General features: G+C 35.7%; 20 protein-coding genes. 14 read left to right on the top strand and 6 right to left on the bottom strand.

Translation table 11 applies throughout. The annotated features are described in order from the left end of the window. The first annotated feature begins 49 nt into the window (after positions 1-49). Positions 50-520 (top strand): MarR family winged helix-turn-helix transcriptional regulator, encoded by a 471-nt coding sequence (locus ACW0JX_RS04150; RefSeq protein WP_459245391.1) that lies wholly within the window; start codon positions 50-52, stop codon positions 518-520. A gap of 109 nt (positions 521-629) precedes the next feature. Here the strand turns inward: ACW0JX_RS04150 and ACW0JX_RS04145 are convergent, their stop codons facing one another. The 3 genes from ACW0JX_RS04145 to ACW0JX_RS04135 all read right to left on the bottom strand — a co-directional run bounded on the left by ACW0JX_RS04145 (position 630) and on the right by ACW0JX_RS04135 (position 4,093). After that, positions 630-1,892 carry a neutral/alkaline non-lysosomal ceramidase N-terminal domain-containing protein gene (locus ACW0JX_RS04145; RefSeq protein WP_459245390.1) on the bottom strand — a complete coding sequence of 421 codons (1,263 nt, stop codon included), beginning with the start codon at positions 1,890-1,892 and terminating at the stop codon, positions 630-632. A 107-nt stretch (positions 1,893-1,999) separates the two neighbouring features. Next, positions 2,000-3,418: a stage V sporulation protein SpoVR gene (gene spoVR / locus ACW0JX_RS04140; RefSeq protein ID WP_097998145.1), complete on the bottom strand. Its 1,419-nt coding sequence runs from the start codon at positions 3,416-3,418 to the stop codon at positions 2,000-2,002. Between the two features lie 114 nt (positions 3,419-3,532). Continuing rightward, positions 3,533-4,093 (bottom strand): nitroreductase family protein, encoded by a 561-nt coding sequence (locus tag ACW0JX_RS04135; protein ID WP_065228328.1) that lies wholly within the window; start codon positions 4,091-4,093, stop codon positions 3,533-3,535. 238 nt (positions 4,094-4,331) lie between these two features. On the opposite strand from ACW0JX_RS04135, the gene ACW0JX_RS04130 reads away from it, so the two are divergent. The 13 genes from ACW0JX_RS04130 (at position 4,332) to ACW0JX_RS04070 (ending at position 16,075) form a co-directional block, all read left to right on the top strand. Next, positions 4,332-4,928, top strand: coding sequence for a hypothetical protein (locus tag ACW0JX_RS04130; RefSeq protein ID WP_141241115.1), 597 nt, complete (start codon positions 4,332-4,334; stop codon positions 4,926-4,928). A gap of 125 nt (positions 4,929-5,053) precedes the next feature. Next, positions 5,054-6,559 (top strand): spore germination protein, encoded by a 1,506-nt coding sequence (locus ACW0JX_RS04125; protein WP_095691383.1) that lies wholly within the window; start codon positions 5,054-5,056, stop codon positions 6,557-6,559. Next, complete coding sequence (gene gerYC / locus ACW0JX_RS04120) at positions 6,556-7,638, top strand: spore germination protein GerYC (RefSeq protein WP_095691384.1); 1,083 nt, start codon at positions 6,556-6,558, stop codon at positions 7,636-7,638. The genes ACW0JX_RS04125 and gerYC overlap by 4 nt, the downstream gene beginning before the upstream one ends. 12 nt (positions 7,639-7,650) lie before the next feature. Next, positions 7,651-8,760 carry a GerAB/ArcD/ProY family transporter gene (locus ACW0JX_RS04115; RefSeq protein ID WP_095691385.1) on the top strand — a complete coding sequence of 370 codons (1,110 nt, stop codon included), beginning with the start codon at positions 7,651-7,653 and terminating at the stop codon, positions 8,758-8,760. A 45-nt stretch (positions 8,761-8,805) separates the two neighbouring features. Then, positions 8,806-9,318 carry a PCYCGC domain-containing protein gene (locus ACW0JX_RS04110; RefSeq protein WP_000761026.1) on the top strand — a complete coding sequence of 171 codons (513 nt, stop codon included), beginning with the start codon at positions 8,806-8,808 and terminating at the stop codon, positions 9,316-9,318. Positions 9,319-9,438: 120 nt separating this feature from the next. Continuing rightward, on the top strand, positions 9,439-9,687 hold the full coding sequence (locus tag ACW0JX_RS04105; RefSeq protein WP_001195459.1) for a YhdB family protein: 249 nt from the start codon (positions 9,439-9,441) through the stop codon (positions 9,685-9,687). 165 nt (positions 9,688-9,852) lie between these two features. Beyond that, a complete protein-coding gene (locus ACW0JX_RS04100) occupies positions 9,853-10,272 on the top strand; it encodes a disulfide formation protein C (protein ID WP_459245389.1) in 420 nt (139 codons plus the stop codon). Positions 10,273-10,284: 12 nt separating this feature from the next. Further along, positions 10,285-10,740 (top strand): thioredoxin family protein, encoded by a 456-nt coding sequence (locus tag ACW0JX_RS04095; RefSeq protein ID WP_016082775.1) that lies wholly within the window; start codon positions 10,285-10,287, stop codon positions 10,738-10,740. Between the two features lie 72 nt (positions 10,741-10,812). Continuing rightward, complete coding sequence (locus ACW0JX_RS04090) at positions 10,813-11,028, top strand: DUF1540 domain-containing protein (protein ID WP_001115482.1); 216 nt, start codon at positions 10,813-10,815, stop codon at positions 11,026-11,028. A 117-nt stretch (positions 11,029-11,145) separates the two neighbouring features. Next, positions 11,146-12,132, top strand: coding sequence for a LacI family DNA-binding transcriptional regulator (locus ACW0JX_RS04085; RefSeq protein ID WP_065224734.1), 987 nt, complete (start codon positions 11,146-11,148; stop codon positions 12,130-12,132). A gap of 135 nt (positions 12,133-12,267) precedes the next feature. Further along, positions 12,268-13,644 (top strand): sucrose-specific PTS transporter subunit IIBC, encoded by a 1,377-nt coding sequence (locus ACW0JX_RS04080; protein ID WP_459245388.1) that lies wholly within the window; start codon positions 12,268-12,270, stop codon positions 13,642-13,644. A 17-nt stretch (positions 13,645-13,661) separates the two neighbouring features. Then, positions 13,662-15,137, top strand: coding sequence for a beta-fructofuranosidase (gene scrB / locus ACW0JX_RS04075; RefSeq protein WP_459245387.1), 1,476 nt, complete (start codon positions 13,662-13,664; stop codon positions 15,135-15,137). Next, positions 15,134-16,075: a carbohydrate kinase family protein gene (locus tag ACW0JX_RS04070; RefSeq protein WP_440606976.1), complete on the top strand. Its 942-nt coding sequence runs from the start codon at positions 15,134-15,136 to the stop codon at positions 16,073-16,075. The genes scrB and ACW0JX_RS04070 overlap by 4 nt, the downstream gene beginning before the upstream one ends. A gap of 12 nt (positions 16,076-16,087) precedes the next feature. Here ACW0JX_RS04070 and ACW0JX_RS04065 read toward each other — a convergent pair whose 3' ends face one another. The 3 genes from ACW0JX_RS04065 to ACW0JX_RS04055 form a co-directional block, all read right to left on the bottom strand. Next, positions 16,088-16,339 (bottom strand): hypothetical protein, encoded by a 252-nt coding sequence (locus ACW0JX_RS04065; RefSeq protein ID WP_000834195.1) that lies wholly within the window; start codon positions 16,337-16,339, stop codon positions 16,088-16,090. 103 nt (positions 16,340-16,442) lie between these two features. Then, positions 16,443-17,204, bottom strand: coding sequence for a L,D-transpeptidase (locus tag ACW0JX_RS04060; protein WP_459245386.1), 762 nt, complete (start codon positions 17,202-17,204; stop codon positions 16,443-16,445). A 67-nt stretch (positions 17,205-17,271) separates the two neighbouring features. Beyond that, the gene (locus ACW0JX_RS04055; RefSeq protein WP_053565202.1) at positions 17,272-18,138 is read right to left on the bottom strand and encodes an SDR family oxidoreductase; all 867 of its coding nucleotides are present in this window, start codon (positions 18,136-18,138) and stop codon (positions 17,272-17,274) included. Positions 18,139-18,255: the final 117 nt, after the last annotated feature.

Here is an 18,255-nt window from a genome sequence, read left to right as displayed (position 1 = left end):
ACATTACATATAGTCAACTTAATTGACTAAAAGCGCGGAGGTTATATACATGGATCAAACATTTAACAAGTTAGATCTTACTTCACTTTTATCATTATCCTTTAGTACATTAATTACTGAGCTACATGACAGATTAAGTGAATTGGGATTTGAGGATATTAGACCAGCACATGGATTTATGTTTAAACGCATTCTTCCTAATGGAGCGACTGGTATAGAACTAGCTGAGTATTTAGGGGTTTCTAAGCAAGCTGTAAGTAAAATGGTGGATTCTCTTGAGAGTAATGGCTACGTTACACGCAAAACACATCCTACTGATAAAAGAGGTAAAATCATCGTTTTAACCGCACGTGGTTTGTCAGTAATGAAAGCAAAAGAAGAAATAGTAACTGAAATAGAACAGCGATGGATTGAAAACATAGGTGCAGAACGAATGCAAATGCTGAAAGAGGATTTAACAACATTCGTTACTAAAGAAAATACAGAGAAATTATCATCAAATATACGACCTGTCTGGTAAACAAAAAACGAATCCATTTTGATTCATCTTCTTCAAAATGGATTCGTTTTTCTATAGGTGTATTAAAAATCATGAATTTCTTTAAATTTTATTCTACTGACTATATTTTTTACACGTTATATAATTCCATAACTCTCTTCACAACCAACTCCGCAGTATTCTCCTCCGGTGGCATCAATAAATTCGTAACCGGTCCATACACAACAGGGCTTAATTCCACTTCATACCCACCATATGAGAATTCTTCCTTCGTTGGTAAATAACCAATATATCCATTCGTATATCCACCAAAGAAAGCTAATTCATTTTGAAGATTCTCTTTCACTTCTAATGCCGTTTCCGAAAAAGGTTCCATCGGTAAACCTGAAAACATACCATCATTAACTTGAAACAATTGCACTTCTAAATCAATACTTAACCGCCGAATACCTTGCCTATATTTCTCTAATACGATAGTAAGCCATTCGTCCGTATTCACGCCCCACTGCTTCTCGGCTAATCGAGCCATGCTTCGTATCTCATCAAATTCAGGAATATCCTTCAACTTCATTTGCATCATACTCGAAACTGTCCTTAGTTTTACAATTGGACTATATGTAACTGTTGGTAACATCGTTAATACATGTCCACTAAGTATGTAAGCCATTTGTTTTAACGCTTCCCTTGAACCGCGATATTTCGCATTCACATTTCCAGCGGCACCTTGAACGATAATAACAGGGCCGTTCACTATCTGCTCTAGAATCTCTCTCGTCATTCCAGGATAATCCGCTGATAATTCATCACTATCACCTTTTAAAACATTCGGATGCGCAGTACAAAATACTAAAACCCCAGATAACTCCTTCGTTTCAGCATCTCTTATTGCTAACATACCAATTCGTTTATCTACAACACCATCTATATTTGTTCCCATCTTCGCTTTTCCATCAGATGTTCTCTCTCTTCGATTAACCCCAATATCACCTGTCGTAACACCCCAGCCAACTTCACATCGCTTCAAGTTTTTATTAGCAGTAACAGCACCATGCACTACATTATTTACTAAAATCGTTTTATACGACTTTACTAAAGGATGATCACCGACTGTTTCCGGCCCAGAGTGTGTATGTGTATAAACAACAGTTATTCGCTCAAATGGCACATGAAGCCTACTTGCTACTCGCTCACGAATCATATTCGTATCTTCTACTAACATCCCAATATTATCAATACTTATAAACACAGTTTTCAGTTCATCTTTTTCAAATACAAAAACTGTCCCATAAATACGCTCTTCAATATTATTTATTCCTGTCTCTCTATGATATCCGACAAAATCAATACCTACAGGCGGTGTAATATCAACCTTATATACCCCTACTTTGCTCATTTAAATCACTCCATTTCTCTATGTAACTCCCTTTTTTCAAGAATAGCATATTTAACTTGGTTCCAAATAAAAAGAACGGACACAGTATCCTATGTCCGTTCTTCCCCTCACACATACTTCCGATGCACCATCTTCCCATCATAAGAAAACACAACGCCCTTACTCTCCACAATGGACTCCATATGCACCGTTCTTCCCCATAGTTGATGAAGATATGGTAATACTTTTTCTAAGTATTTTAAATCGAGCTCGATTCCTTCGTAACTATGTTTAATGTATAATTCTCCGTTCTTTAAGTAGTCTCCATCTTCTACTACTAAGTACGGGAACCCACCATTTGTCCGCATATTTACGAGTTGATCACGCACATTCTCCCATTCTTTATCTATTACTTTATATTCTTTTCCTTGGCGCTGGAATAAGTACATATCTTCTCGCATAACAAGATCTTTATTTAAGTAGTTTCTTAGGAACGATACGTCCCATTCAATTTCGCGTACTTCAAACATTTTATCACGGCCAGATCCTGGTTTTACGCCTCGTCGTTTCATTTCTTCTGTTGGATTGTTGTACCGTTCTTCAATATCTTCAAACATTTTAATACCGAGGTAGTATGGATTAATGCTTGTTTTTGATGGCTGTACAACACCCGCATTTAATTTTGCAAATTCAATTGCTTCATCAGATGTTAAGTCCATTTCACGAAGTATGCGTTGATGCCAGTAGGACGCCCAACCTTCGTTCATGATTTTCGTTTCAAGCTGCGGCCAAAAATATAACATTTCCTCACGCATCATCGTTAATATATCACGCTGCCAATCTTCTAGCTCACGGCTATATTCTTCAATAAAGAGGAGTAAATCTTTCTCTGGTTGCGGCGGGATTTTCTTCTTTTTACGTATATTAGAGCGTTCTTGTTTTTTATTTCGGTTATCTAAATTCCATAAGTCATCGTATTGTGATACCTTTTTCTTTTCTACTTCTTCCTCTTCTAAATCATCGATACTCCACGCAAGTTTCGGACGCATAAGTGACGGATCAATATGTTCTTGAATAGCGAGCACCGCATCTAAAAATGTTTCTACTTCTGCCTTTCCGTACTTATGCTCATACGCTTTCACACGGTCCGCTGTTGCGGCCATACTCTCTACCATATCTCGCTTCGTATTTGAAAAACGAATATTATTTTTGAAGAAATCACAGTGTGCTAAAACGTGCGCTACAATTAATTTGTTTTGAATTAAAGAGTTCGTATCTAATAAAAAGGCGTAACATGGATCAGAGTTAATAACGAGTTCGTATATTTTACTAAGTCCCAAATCGTATTGTAATTTCATTCTGAAAAATTGTTTTCCAAAACTCCAATGTGAAAACCTTGTCGGCATCCCATATGCACCAAATGTATAAATAATTTCCGCTGGACATATTTCATAACGCATCGGATAAAAATCAAGCCCAAATCCAGTCGCAATTTCCGTAATTTCCGCAATCGCATATTGCAGTGCTTTATCGTCACTTGCTCTCATTATTTTCCCTCCTTACACTTTCCCTTAAGAAAGTGTATGATGAAAAACAAGCTTTCATGAGGATTGATTGCATAATAAAAAGACACCCCCGCAAAAACGAGAATGTCTCATCTATTAACCTTCAATAATCTCCATCTTCTCCGTAATCGGAGTACGAGCTTTTCCTTCTGGCGCTTTATCGAAATAGCCGATATGAAGAATTCCAACGATACGTTGGCCTCTTGTTAAACCGATTCCTTCTATAAATAATGGATTGTAGTTTAATCCGCCTGATTTCCAAACGCAACCTAATCCGCGTTCCCAAGCAAGAAGTTGGAAGTTTTGCATAAATGCACATGTTGCAGCGTAATCTTCATCACGTTGAATTTGACGCGGATCTTCATTTATATATACAACGATTTGTGCAGGCGTGTTTAAGAAACGATCTGATAAAATTTTACCGCGTTTCGCTCTTTCTTCTTCTGTGAAAGAGTTTAATACTGCATCTACTAATTTCTTGCGGCCTTCTCCGATGTATAGTTTACAATTCCATGGTTCACGGTGCTTATGATTTGGTGCCCATGTTGCATCGTTTAATAGTTCAATTAATAGATCTTTTTCTACTGCTTTGTCTGTAAATGTACGAACAGAGCGCCTTTCTTTAATCACATTAGCGATGGAAGTATATGTAGTCATATTTATCTCTCCCTTATTTTTATCTATATGTATAATTTTATCTTCATTATTGATATTGATTTTCAATTTCGATTATACCTTAGTTTTTTACTATTAATCAATGTTTTATGTTGGAAAACTTCTAAAAACGTCATTCCATGCTGTGAATAAAAAAACTTAACTTGTTCACAAGTATTTCACATTTTATGGAAATGATATGTGTACAGTTTTCCACACTATCCATCTAGGAGGAGTTTATATGTACAAAAAAATCGCGGTAAGTATGACTATGGCAGCATTATTATGCGGAGCAATTATCTTCCCGGCTTCCGCTGCCACACCGAAAGAAGTAACAATGCATCACCATAAACCAATTTCAGAAGAAGAAATGCAGTCGCTAGAAAAGCTCGGCTATAACAAACATGAAATTTGGAAAGCTGCTCACATTGCAAGAATGAGTAAAAAAGAAATAAAAGACGTTTTAGCTTACTATAAACAAAATAACTCTTGGGAGAAAACAGCAAAGCATTTCGGTGTAGATCCTAGTAAATTGAAAAAGCATCATATGAATAAAGAAACGAAAAAAGCACTACTGCAAGAATTAGCAAATATGCAAAAATCTACACCAGATGGACTAAAACAAAAAATGAAAGAATATAATATCGGATTACGTCAGCTCACGGTATTAACAATCATCTCTCAAAAGAGTAATACCCCTCTTGATGATGTACTAAAAATGAAAAAAGACGGTATGGATATTAAACAAATCGCGGAAAAATTAAATGTTAAAAGAGAAGATATACGAGCAGAGATGATTAAATTAGTGAAGTCTATTAAAGAGAAGAAAACAAATTAACACGCAAAAAAAGGAAGAGGTATTCACTGCTCTTCCTTTTCTTTATGAACTTTCAACTTTGAAGTATAAATTCCCGTCTTTCCCAAAAACTAACATAAACAAATGATGTAGTAAGGGGGGAGAAAATGTTTCGTTTATCGTCTAAAAAGAAGAAAAAAACAATCTGTTCCATTCCAGAGTTTATCCTCACTATGAAAGAATCTAGTGATTTCGTTTCCTATAACATCGTAGAAGATGGGACACTATGTTTGTTTTATTATAAATCTACAGCTGAATCACTCCTCATTAATCGATTCATTTTAACACCTGTAAAAAGAGAATTAGATCGCATTGAAAATATAAGTGACATAGCAAATATTGTTACACTCGAAGGGATCATCACCAATCCTTCTATTGATGATATTCGTGAAAAATTATTAGTTGGGTATGTACTCATACAGATAAAAAACGATTCTCAAGCAGCAGAATATGCACTTATTCGTGCTGAAAGTTCAGTTTTAGGTACACGATTATATAACGATACCGAAAATGAATATAGTGTAATCGGTCCAAAAGTCGGATTTGTTGAAAATATTGATACAAATACACACTTACTTCGCCGAAATATAGTAACAGAACAATTGGTTTTCAAAGAAGTTATAGTTGGCTCTATATCAAAAACAAAGGTGATAGTTGCTTACATCGAAGGCATTACAAATGAACAACACATCAATACTGCAATGCAGCGCTTACAAGATGTTGACTTTGATGTTCCTTTTGATGCAACTATGATCGAACAGTTTATTAGCGATAATAGTAACTCACCCTTCCCTGTTTTACTACCTACAGAGCGGTTAGACCGCTCTGTGTACGCATTACTGAATGGAGGCGTTGTTATTTTAACAGACGGTTCACCTTACGCATTAGCTGGACCAGCGACGTTACTTGATTTCTTCGTCTCGCCAGAAGATTATTATTTACCATGGATAGCAGGCTCATTTCTTCGAATGGTTCGCTTTTTCGGAGCAGCATTCTCACTATTTTCATCAGCTATTTATACAGCTGTATTAACGTATCACTATCAAATGATTCCTGTGGATTTACTAGGTCCGATTATTTTTTCAAGAGCTAATGTACCCTTTCCACCCATTTTAGAAGCACTTTTTTTAGAAATCACAATCGAATTGCTCCGTGAAGCTGGAGCACGATTACCTACAAAAGTTGGACAAACAATCGGCATCGTTGGCGGGATTGTAATCGGTCAAGCATCTGTTCAAGCTGCTTTAACGAGTAACATTTTATTAATTGCAGTTGCTTTATCAGCACTCGCTTCTTTTACAACACCAACTGTAAAAATGTCTTCTACTATCCGGATACTACGATTTCCACTTATTCTTTTAGCTGGTGCATTTGGGGGCTTAGGTCTTATTGTAGGATTCGTACTCATATTAGCTCATTTAATTCGCTTAAAATCACTTGGATCACCTTATTTATTACCTCTATATCCATTTCGCGGTTTAGGGACAGCAGAAGGACTCCTTCGCCTTCCATTTAGTCAAACTGCAGAACGCGCTTCTTTCCTAAGGCCCAAAAAGAAATGGCGCTATGACCCGAACAAAGCGAAAGAAAAACACGACGGTGAGGAAAAATGAAAAATATTTTATTATGCTTTTCCATTATCATTTTAATTGTTCAATCTGGTTGTACAGAAGCATATATAGTTGATACACAGCGAATGATTCACGTAGGTGGATTCGATATAATAAAAGATAAAAAATTTCGCGGAACCATTTTATATCCCGATTACACAAAGGGCGTACAATCTAAACCAGAAACTCAATCAACGCATGCAGGTACAATTGAAACAATCTCTTCCCTTCTAAACGCCAAATCTCCACATACGATCGCTGTAGGTCAAATGCGTGTTGTCCTATTTGGAAAAGCATTTGGTGAACATGGACTTGGAGATGTTATTAACAACTTACAACGTGATCCTAACATTGGCCGTGATGTGCAGCTAGCACTTGTAGATGGTTCAGCAGAAGAATTACTGAAACATGTCAGAATAAATGGATCACTTTATTTATCTGATTTATTGGAGCAAAATATAAAAAACGAGACAATCCCGCGGACAGCTTTAAATATTTTTTTATATAACTTCTATTCATCTGGATGCGATCCATTTCTTCCTTACATTCAAGTATCAGAAGACAAATCTGCTTCCATTAAAGGACTAGCTTTTTTAAAAAAGGATAAAGTGGCTATGTATACAGATAAAGCAGGATCTTTTTTATTTAAATTGCTCATTAATCCAACGAAAAATGGCCGTTACGAAGTCCCAATACGTCAAGGTAAACATAAAGGCTTAGTCACAACCCAAAACTTATCTGGAGATAGTGTTTGTTCCCTTTCCAACCCCGGTGACATTCCGAAAGTTCACATTCGCCTAAAATTAAATGGACTTATAAAAAATGCCCCTGACTGGCTTGATTTATCAAAGAGTAAAAATGTAACTTACGTAAAAAAACATGTAGAAAAAACGCTTGAGAAGGATTTAAACGAATTAATAAAACAATTCCAAGAAAAAGAAATTGATCCAATCGGTATACGTGAAGAAATTCGTAGTCACTCAAGAAAATGGAGCATGAAACAAATTCAAGATATGTATCCAAACGTAGACGTTGCCGTTAATGTAAAAATTAATATCGTACAATCTGGTATTGGAGAATAGTGAGGTGCTATCATGGCTGAACAAGATAAAACACATACTGTTTCCCCTTATTTCACATTCCTTCTATTACACTCCCTTCAAATTGGGGTAGGTGTGTTAGGATACCAAAGGATTATTGCGCAATATGCTGGGTATGATTCTTGGATTTCCCTTATCGTTGCGGGCATTGCAACTCATATCGTACTATTTTGCATGCTTAAAATGTTAGAAAAAGATAATGATTTAATGAATATTCATACGACATGTTTCGGAAAGTGGATTGGAAAATTTTTTTCCGTATGCTTTGCTGCATATCTTTTATTATTTTGCCTTACTGTTCTTCGTTCATATATTGAAGTGATTCAAGTTTGGGTCTTTCCTACAATTAAACCGTGGAAATTAACTTTACTATTTTTACTTGTAGCTTATTACATAATTAGGGGCGGGTTTCGTTCTGTAACAGGAATATGTTTTTGGGGCGTCATAATACCGATTTTCGTCCTGCTTTTCTTAGTTTTCCCAATGAAATATGCACATGTTCGTAACATTTTTCCAATTCTTACTCATTCACCTTTAGACATTTTAACTGCAGCGAAAGCATCTGCATTAGAATTTCTTGGATTTGAAGCAATCCTTGTCTTTTATCCATTTATTAGAAAAGGAAAATCGTTAAATAAATGGGCACATGGCGGTATTGCTTTTACAACAATTCTATACGTAATACTAGCCATCGTTTCCCTTATGTACTATAGTCAAGGGCAACTACACCATACCATTTGGCCAACATTAACGATGCTAAAAATCATTAAAGTTCCTTTCATCCAAAGGTTTGAGTACATTATTATTTTCTTATGGTATCTTATTATTTTACCTAATCTTTGTTTAACCATTTGGTCTTCTTGTTGCATTAGTAAAAGATCTTTTCACATACCGTTTAAAATCACACTTCCATTTTTTATCGCAGCTATTTTTATTTCATCCTTATTTTTCACAAACCGTGAAAGTATCAACACATTAAATACCGTACTATCTCAAGCGGGTTTATATATTGTATACGCTTATATCCCAATTTTATTTCTATTCCATTCGCTAATATGGCGCTTCAAAAATCAGTCAAAAAAATCTTCAACCGATACACCGTAATCTCTGATACAATTTGATTAATACATTTGTAAAGGGGACAAGCGAATGAAAAAGTATGTATTTTCTTTACTTGCAGTACTAAGCTTAATTCTTGCTGGATGCGGAAGTACTGGTACAAATGACCAAAAATCTTCTGAATCAAAAAAAGAAGAACATGACCACGCATCGCACACTCAGCAAGCTGACATTCAAGAGAAAACAAAAGGAGTCGACACACTTCCGACCTTCCTAGATAAGCTTGATCCACAAATGAAAGATATCTACACCGTCGCTGGACAAAATGCAGAGCTATTAGATTGGATTCCATGCTATTGTGGTTGCGGTGAAAGTGTAGGACATAAAAATAATAAAAACTGCTTTATTCGTGAAATTAAAAAGAATGGTGAAGTTGTTTGGGACTCCCATGCAACGACTTGCGTCAATTGCCTAGAAATCGCAGTTGAATCTGCTTCCATGAAACAAAAAGGAAAATCAACGCTTGAAATTCGTAACTATATCGATAATAAATACAAAGAAGGCTATGGTAAACCAACACCTACGCCAATGCCAAAAGCTTAAAAAACGAGGAAACTCCTCGTTTTTTCTTTTCATTCACTTTTTTTCTTAACAAATTCTTTCAAGTGTATTTCTCCTTACTTATCACACACTATATATAACTCTCGGTAAGGAGGGTACACAGTGCAAACATATAACGACTATGATAAAGCTCTCTATTACACGTATTGCTGTAATTGGGATAAATTACTCGTTCTCATGGTTCAAACGAACGATCAATTATTTTCTAAGCGTATTGAGCATTTTTTACACGCTTATCAATACAGTAAAGAACTCCCAGAAGTTGATAAACAATTGCAGCTCCTATTTCAATATATTGACCACGCATCCCAAAAGTCGCATGTAGAAGAAGTAGAACAAATTCAAATGTAAACTATAGCGCTATTCTCTTCCGGAGAATGGCGCTTTTTTAAAATATTTATATCAATAAAAGTTTCTCCTTATAAAACTTTTATTGATAAACATATTTTTTCTTTCTTTTCCATACCACTTCATACTATAATTTAGTATGTAACTATTATAAGAGAGGTATAAAATATGGGACGAGAAAAAAAGCAAGAATATGCTTTACTTACCGCATGGGGAGCTTCTTTTATCGCTACACTAGGAAGTCTGTACTTTTCCGAAATCATGAAATTTGAGCCTTGTGTTCTTTGTTGGTATCAACGTATTTTTATGTATCCATTCGTTTTATGGCTCGGTATCGCTGTGGCAAAGAAAGACTATCGCATCGCAAATTATTCTTTACCAATCGCAACTATTGGTGCTTGTATTTCTTTATATCACTATGCAATTCAAAAAGTCGCAGCATTTTCAGCTGCTGGGGCAGCTTGTGGACGTGTACCATGTACGGGAGAATACATAAACTGGTTCGGCTTTGTGACAATCCCGTTTTTAGCACTTATCAGCTTTATTACAATCGCTGTTTGTAGCTTTATTGTCATCAAAAACAAATAAGGAGATGAAAGAATGAAAAAAATGCTTATATTTGGTGGTATTATTATCGCCTTGTTTGCGGCAATTTTCGCTGTAACACAAATGGAAGAAAAAAAAGCTTCAACTAGCCAAAAAATTGATAATGCTACTGGTAGTCAAACAGATGGTCCTGACTACTACACAAATAAAATCTCTCTTTCAGATCTTCAAAAGAATTTAAAAGAGAAAAAAGAAGAAACAGTATACTTTTATCAAACATCTTGCGTTCATTGCCAAAAATTATCTCCTGTCGTAGTGCCAATGGCTAAAGACTTGAACGTTGATATGAAAGTTATGGATATTGAAAAATTAGATGCTCCTTGGGATGAATATAAAATTCAAGGTACACCAACAATCATTCATTTTAAAGATGGCAAAGAAGTGAGCCGTATTAGTGGTGAACAGCCGAAAGACAAATTAAAAGAATGGCTTGAGCAAACGAAAAAGTAACGAGAAAAGGAAACTCCTTCTACACATGAAATGGGCGTAAAATCCCACACTAATGTATAAGGAGGGGGTTTTATGCCAGAAGTAAGATGTTCTGTTTCCAACTGTTCTTTTTGGGGACAAGGTAACTTTTGTCAAGCAAGTGCGATCATCGTTCAGCCTGATGCAGATGAAACTGGTCAAACTGAAAATGATTCATATACAGCTGCTGTTTTAACAAATGAGACGCTAGAAAGTTCTGTAGCAACGAGTGTAGAGACTTGTTGTCATACATTTAAGCCTAGATATTAACAATTATTCCACCTCATATACGTGAGGTGGTTTTTTCTTTCCCTCTTCTTGTTTACGTCATCTCTAATTCTCCCTATAATAAAGTTAACATTTTTATGAATACGAAGGTGAAATACTATGGCTAAAACAATTGCAGATATCGCCAAATTGGCTGGAGTTGCAAAAAGCACAGTCTCTCGTTACTTAAACGGCGGATATGTAAGTGATAAAACAAAACTTAAAATCGAAGGTATTATTCAGGAAACAAATTTCTCTCCCAATACATTTGCTCAAAGTTTAAAAGCAAAAACAACAAATTTAATTGGTGTCATCATCCCCCGATTAGACTCCTTCGCTACAATGAAAACACTTATCGGGATCGATAAAACATTACAGGAAAATAACTATCAAATGCTTGTAGCAAATGCAAATCAAACAACCGAAACTGAAATACAAGCAATTGAAAACTTTATAAAACAAAAGGTAGCTGGCATTATTTTATTAACAAAAACATTAACGAATGAACATCAAAAAATTATGGCTAATTCAAACATCCCTATTTTATTCGTCGGGCAAGAATATAAAGATCAATATTGCCTCGTTCACGATGATTATGATGCAGCTTATGAGTTAGGGGCATACGTTTTATCGCAAGGCCATCGACATATTGCCTATTTAGGGATAGAAAAAGATGATATTTCTGTTGGAATAAATCGAAAAAATGGTTTTCAAAAAGCAATTGAAAATTTAGAACCGACTTGCAACGTTTCATATTACGAAACAACTTTCCGCATAGAAGATGCCATGAAACAAGTACAACATATTTTAGATAATAATCGCCCAACTCTTATCGTATGTGCTACAGATAACATCGCTCTTGGCGCAATGAAAGTCATTCACTCCCACTCCCTTTCTGTACCAGGTGATATTTCTGTAACAGGATTCGGTGGATATGATATTTCAGAAATGGTACACCCTAGTTTAACGACAATTGCGTTTGACTATGAGTATGCTGGAAAGCTTGCCGCCACTTCTCTTTCACAGCTTGTTGAAAACAAAACTATACCAAAAATATTACACTCTCGTTATACATTAAAAATCCAAGAAAGCGTTGACAAAATATAAAGGCGCTCTATAATAAAATTAAAACCGGTTCCACATTTTAAAAACAGGATTTTCAACATCATTTCCCTGTTTTTTATTTTAACTTATTGCGGAACCGGTTCCACAAAAGAAAATTTATAGTAAGGGGGAATTTTTATGGATATGAAGCAAATTGCAACTCAAGTAATACAGAACATTGGTGGAAAGGAAAACATTGTTCGTGCCACACATTGCGCGACTCGCCTTCGTCTTATATTAAAGGATGATACGAAAATAAACTCTGCAGAAATCGAAAACATCGATGGAGTAAAAGGTGCTTTCGCAACGACCGAGCAATATCAAATTATTTTTGGAACTGGCATAGTAAACAAAGTATATGATGAATTCTCAAAACTAATTGGAATAGCCGAACTAGATTCTACAACATCAAACGATATACCTAAGAAAAAAATGAATCCTATCGCCCGCCTAGCAAAGACACTATCTAATATTTTTGTTCCAATTATTCCAGCTATCGTCGCAAGCGGTTTACTTATGGGTCTACTCGGAATGTTGAAAGCGTTTAAATTAGTTCCTGGAGATCACTCGCTTATCCAATTACTTGATATGTTCTCAAGTGCAGCTTTCATCATTTTACCTATTTTAATTGGAGTTAGTGCCGCTAAAGAATTTGGTGGAAACATTTTCTTAGGTGCAGTTGTTGGTGGTATATTAACTCACCCAAACTTAACAAATCCTTGGACTCTTTCAAATGCAAAACCCACTGTTTTACATTTTCTTGGTATGGATATTGATATGATTGGCTATCAAGGTACTGTTTTACCTATTTTATTATGTGTATATGTTATGAGTACAATTGAAAAAGAACTTCGAAAACGTGTTCCGAACTCTTTAGATTTATTAGTTACACCATTCTTAACAATTATTATAACTGGCTTTTTATCACTTATTATTATCGGACCAATTGGATATAAAATCGGTGACGGCATTACGTACCTTTTAAATACAATTTATCAATTTGCAGGACCAGTAGCTGGACTTATATTCGGTGGATTGTATTCAGCAATCGTTCTTACTGGCTTACATCATAGCTTCCACGCTATTGAAGCGGGCTTACTCGCAAATAAAGATATCGGTGTCAATTTCTTACTCCCTATTTGGTCAATGGCGAACGTTGCACAGGGCGGTGCTACTTTAGCTGTCTATTTCAAAACAAAAAACAAAAAAACGAAAGAAATTGCAATTCCAGCAGCAGCTTCAGCATTTTTAGGAATTACAGAACCAGCTATTTTTGGTGTCAATTTAAAACTTAGTAAACCATTTATTGCAGCAGCTATTGGCGGCGCAATTGGAGGCGCTTACGTTGTTTGGATGCAAGTGGCGGCTAATGCATACGGTTTAACAGGTATTCCGATGCTTACAATTGTTGCACCTCTTGGCATGATGAACATGATTCACTATATAATTGGTTTCGCTATTGCAGTTATCACTGCTTTTGTTGCCACATTCATTTTATATAAAGAAAGTAAATAATAACGGGGTGAAAACCTATGTCAAAATATAAAACAATACTGCAATCTAATAAAGACGAATTACATTCTTTATATGAAATTGCAAACCAAGATTCATGGAAACCAATTTATCATATCCACCCAACATTTGGATTAATGAATGATCCTAACGGTGTATCATACTACAATGATGAATATCACGTTTTTTATCAGTGGTATCCATTTGGTCCCATTCATGGAATGAAGCATTGGGGGCATGTGAAGTCAAAAGACCTTATTAACTGGGAGCGTATGCCTGTAGCCATCATCCCTACTGAAAGATATGAATCACACGGTGCATATTCTGGTAGTGCTATCGTAAAAGATGGCCTTCTTCATTTACTTTATACAGGGAATATAAAAAAGCCTGATGATTCCCGTGATGCAAAACAATGTATGGCAACAATGGATTCACAATATACGATGACGAAATATAGTAATAATCCTGTTATTGATATAATTCCTGACGGATATACAAAACATGTACGTGATCCAAAAGTCTGGAAACATAATGATATGTACTATATGTTACTCGGTGCCCAACGTGAAAATAAAACAGGAACTCTATTACTATACAAATCACAAGACCTATACAATTGGCATTTCCAAGGCGAAATTACAACAAATTTAAAAGAATTCGGATTTATGTGGGAATGCCCCGATTACTTCCAATTATCAGGGAAAGATGTACTTCTCTTTTCACCGCAAGGAATTGAAAAAGACGGAGAAAACTTTCACAATGTATACAATGTCGTTTATGCTATAGGCCATTTCGATATTAAAAATTTATATTTCCATGTTGATTCCTATTACGAAGCTGATAAAGGATTCGATTTTTATGCCCCTCAAACTTTAGAAGACTCTACTAGTCGTCGCCTATTGTTGGCTTGGGCAGGATCAAGTGAAATCACATATCCTTCTGATGATTATATGTGGGCTCATTGCCTAACACTTCCACGTGAATTAACATTAGAAGATAACATATTAAAACAAAAACCAGTTTCAGAATTAACAAAACTACGAACAACAAAAAAAGACATTTCAGGAGATATAACAGCTGGATTAAATGTATTATCAACGCTTGATGATGAAGACTCCTATGAATTAATTGTTACACTTAAAACAGAAGATGCAAAGCGTTTTGGACTTTCTCTCTTCCACAATGAGGAGGAATGTTTCCCCATTACATTTAATCGGGAACAAGGTACTATTTCTATAAACAGGGGCAACTTCTACCATCAATTTGGCGAAGAATATGGATTTGAACGCTGTAAAAAAATCGATATTCAAGATACGATAGAACTACAAATATTTGTAGATAAAAGCATCGTGGAAATTTTCTTATACGATGGTTCAACAGTCTTTACGTCCCGAGTTTTTCCTCGAAAAGACATGAAACATCATATCGCAATCTTTTCAGATGCAAAACTAAACTTTACCATCACACAATATAAGCTGAAAAGAGGGATTGTATGAGAAATGTCTTTTGTATAGGTGAACTATTAATTGATTTTGTGTGCCGAAATACTAACGTTTCTTTAGTAAACGGTTCAGATTTCGAAAAAAAAGCTGGTGGAGCACCCGCTAACGTTGCTGCTGCGATTACAAAATTAGGTGGATACGCTACATTTATGGGGCAAGTAGGAAACGACCCATTTGGTGAGTTTCTTGAACAAACTTTACAGCGTGCACAAGTCGATACATCCATGCTCATAAAAGATAAACAAACAACACTCGCATTCGTATCCATCGATCAAGATGGCGAACGTGATTTTACTTTTATGCGTGGTGCAGATGGTGAATATCAATTCAATAGCATTGATTTATCAAAAATACAAACGAATGATTTAATACATTTCGGTTCAGCGACAGCTTTACTATCAAGCCCATTAAAAGAAACGTATTTTAAGTTGTTACAATATGCGAAAGATAAGGGCCATTTTATTTCTTTTGATCCAAATTATCGAAGTGCACTCATTACAAATACAGAACAATTCTCTCAAGATTGTCTAACCTTTATAAAACATGCACACTTCGTAAAAGTAAGTCAAGAGGAAGCTACTATGCTCTCTAAAGAGAGTGATTTACAACAAGCTGCACTCAAATTATTAAATTATGGCGCAAAAGTAGTAGCTATTACACTTGGAAAAGACGGTACCCTTCTTGCGACAAATGAAGGTCAAACCATTGTCTCTTCTATTTCCATTCAACAAGTCGATACAACTGGTGCTGGTGATGCTTTCGTTGGAGCAATGTTATATCAGATTTCCCAAAGTGAACATACACTTTCGTATCATTTCAAAGACTTAACAGCGTTTATCTCCTTTGCAAATAAAGCAGGCGCTATCACATGTACGAATTACGGTGCAATTGCCTCTCTTCCATCATTAACAGATATAAAAGCATACGATTAATCGTATGCTTTTTTACATTCCTCTCCAAAAATCATGCATAATAAAAAAGTACAAAATAACGAGAACGGCCGTCCCGCATAGGGTAATGCGCCGATATATACTCTTCTCTCCTTCCCTCGCTTTCACAAACGCCCAAATAAATCCGAAGAATAATATTAAATCAACATATGGAACATAAAAAGAAAAGACGAGAAACGCATATAAATACACGATAAATAAACAGGTCGTTACTAAGAAAACTTTAAACGCAAATTCACTTTTCATAATATAACCGCCCCCTATCTGTACTGTATTATATTCAGCAAAATACAATAGTTGCAGTTAAACTCCAAGTATAAATAAGCTACCGTCTATAATACGGTAGCCATTACGGAACATTGTATTTCCGTTTATATATATTACTTAAAATCGAAGAAGGAATTTGCTCGTAACGAATTTTCTCTCCTTTTTCATCTATAATATACGAATTGTTTCCTATATAATATATTCCATCTTTTCGTTTTGAGTACACCGGATATCTTTCATTTGGCAATACAGTTTTTACCTTTGTTAACTGTCCATTTGGTTCTTGCCAATATATATCCGCGCGGTCTACTAACGTAAGTATTCCAATTTGTTCTTTTTCTATTTTTCGACCATTCCAGCTCACAACGCGATAACCAAGCTTATTCGCTTCATATTCGGGGCTCGTATGAAAACGAGAAATGATTACTTTTGTTTGTAATTGTACTCGGTCATATAACCATTGTATATCCCTGTCATGCATGCGAATACAGCCATTTGATTCCCTACTTCCAATCGTCCATTCCCGGTTTGTCCCATGAATCGCATATTCATTCTTATCTAGCCCAAGCCATCTCGTACCAAGAGGGTTATTCGGTGCACCCCCAGCTATTTTTTTTCGATGGTATTCTTTATTTTTAAATTTCGTTATAATACAAAAATTACCTTCAGGCGTAGGTGTACGATCTCTTCCAGTCGTTACTGGAAATGTTTTTGTGTAATTTCCATTCTCAAAAAAAGACAACTGGTTTGTCGTAAGATTAACTAGTATTAAATGATCTGTATCAGCAAAAGCACTAACCGGTAGGAAGAAAAATAATAGTAAGACGAAACATACCCTTTTCACCTATATCCCCCCCTAGCGCTCACCATAATAATTGTAATTAGCTTTACTTTGCTCTTATAAATGAAAACTATCCATTTACAATAACGCCCCCATTTACATGTATCATTTGTCCGGTAACATAAGAAGAATCACCAGACGCTAAATATACGTATGCCGGCGCTAACTCATATGGTTGACCAGGCCGTTGCATCGGGACATTGCTTCCAAACTGAGAGACTTTCTTCTCATCAAAGCTCGATGGAATAAGCGGTGTCCAAATCGGTCCCGGTGCAACACCATTTACACGAATCCCTTTTTGCACTAATGATTGAGAAAGTGATCTTGTAAACGCTACAATTGCTCCTTTCGTTGCGGAATAATCAATTAAAGTTTCATTTCCTTCGTATGCAACGATAGACGCGGTATTTATAATGACATCCCCTTGCTTTAAATGAGAAAGTGCGGCTTTCGCAACGTGAAAATAAGAAAAAATATTAATACGAAAAGTCTTTTCTAGCTGTTCTGCTGTAATATACTCTAGTCCTTGCTGCGGATATTGCTGCGCGACATTATTTACTAAAACCTGTAAACTACCTAGCTGCTGGACGGTCTCTTGAACAACATCTTTACAATGCTGTTCATCACTTAAATCACCCGGCAACAATACACACTTTACACCTTCTTTCTCAACATATTGCTTCGTCTCATTAGCATCTTCTTCCTCATCTAAATAAGCAATCGCAATATTTGCTCCCTCTTTCGCAAAAGCGATGGAAACAGCTCGTCCAATCCCACTATCTCCCCCTGTAATTAATACATTCTTTCCTTTTAACTTTTCGCTACCTTTATAATTTGAATCTTCAAACTGCGGAAGTGGATTCATTAATGATTCAATACCAGGCTGTTTATTTTGATGTTGCGCTGGCATTGTTACAAAGTTTTTTTGCTGTGGCATAGCTTCTTTCAACTCCTTTTCCTTATAATGTGCATAATAAAAACTGAAATTCACACATCAAGTTACGATTAATATTCGAATTTAAGACACAAAATATGAATTGTTGTAAACTTTTTA

It is taken from the genome of Bacillus sp. C-3-6 (genome assembly GCF_054509685.1).
Note: the sequence above shows the minus strand (reverse complement) of the source record. Positions and strands in the feature narration are given on the sequence as shown.

Bases quoted from the DNA above. Each gene is read 5' to 3' on its own strand.
- ACW0JX_RS04110 (WP_000761026.1), top strand. From the start codon at position 8,806: ATGAAAAAGTATGTATTTTCTTTACTTGCAGTACTAAGCTTAATTCTT.
- gerYC (WP_095691384.1), top strand. From the start codon at position 6,556: ATGAAAAATATTTTATTATGCTTTTCCATTATCATTTTAATTGTTCAA.
- ACW0JX_RS04070 (WP_440606976.1), top strand. From the start codon at position 15,134: ATGAGAAATGTCTTTTGTATAGGTGAACTATTAATTGATTTTGTGTGC.
- ACW0JX_RS04125 (WP_095691383.1), top strand. From the start codon at position 5,054: ATGTTTCGTTTATCGTCTAAAAAGAAGAAAAAAACAATCTGTTCCATT.
- ACW0JX_RS04100 (WP_459245389.1), top strand. From the start codon at position 9,853: ATGGGACGAGAAAAAAAGCAAGAATATGCTTTACTTACCGCATGGGGA.
- ACW0JX_RS04135 (WP_065228328.1), bottom strand. From the start codon at position 4,093: ATGACTACATATACTTCCATCGCTAATGTGATTAAAGAAAGGCGCTCT.
- ACW0JX_RS04115 (WP_095691385.1), top strand. From the start codon at position 7,651: ATGGCTGAACAAGATAAAACACATACTGTTTCCCCTTATTTCACATTC.
- ACW0JX_RS04085 (WP_065224734.1), top strand. From the start codon at position 11,146: ATGGCTAAAACAATTGCAGATATCGCCAAATTGGCTGGAGTTGCAAAA.
- ACW0JX_RS04145 (WP_459245390.1), bottom strand. From the start codon at position 1,892: ATGAGCAAAGTAGGGGTATATAAGGTTGATATTACACCGCCTGTAGGT.
- ACW0JX_RS04130 (WP_141241115.1), top strand. From the start codon at position 4,332: ATGTACAAAAAAATCGCGGTAAGTATGACTATGGCAGCATTATTATGC.
- ACW0JX_RS04090 (WP_001115482.1), top strand. From the start codon at position 10,813: ATGCCAGAAGTAAGATGTTCTGTTTCCAACTGTTCTTTTTGGGGACAA.
- ACW0JX_RS04055 (WP_053565202.1), bottom strand. From the start codon at position 18,138: ATGCCACAGCAAAAAAACTTTGTAACAATGCCAGCGCAACATCAAAAT.
- scrB (WP_459245387.1), top strand. From the start codon at position 13,662: ATGTCAAAATATAAAACAATACTGCAATCTAATAAAGACGAATTACAT.
- spoVR (WP_097998145.1), bottom strand. From the start codon at position 3,418: ATGAGAGCAAGTGACGATAAAGCACTGCAATATGCGATTGCGGAAATT.
- ACW0JX_RS04095 (WP_016082775.1), top strand. From the start codon at position 10,285: ATGAAAAAAATGCTTATATTTGGTGGTATTATTATCGCCTTGTTTGCG.
- ACW0JX_RS04150 (WP_459245391.1), top strand. From the start codon at position 50: ATGGATCAAACATTTAACAAGTTAGATCTTACTTCACTTTTATCATTA.
- ACW0JX_RS04080 (WP_459245388.1), top strand. From the start codon at position 12,268: ATGGATATGAAGCAAATTGCAACTCAAGTAATACAGAACATTGGTGGA.
- ACW0JX_RS04065 (WP_000834195.1), bottom strand. From the start codon at position 16,339: ATGAAAAGTGAATTTGCGTTTAAAGTTTTCTTAGTAACGACCTGTTTA.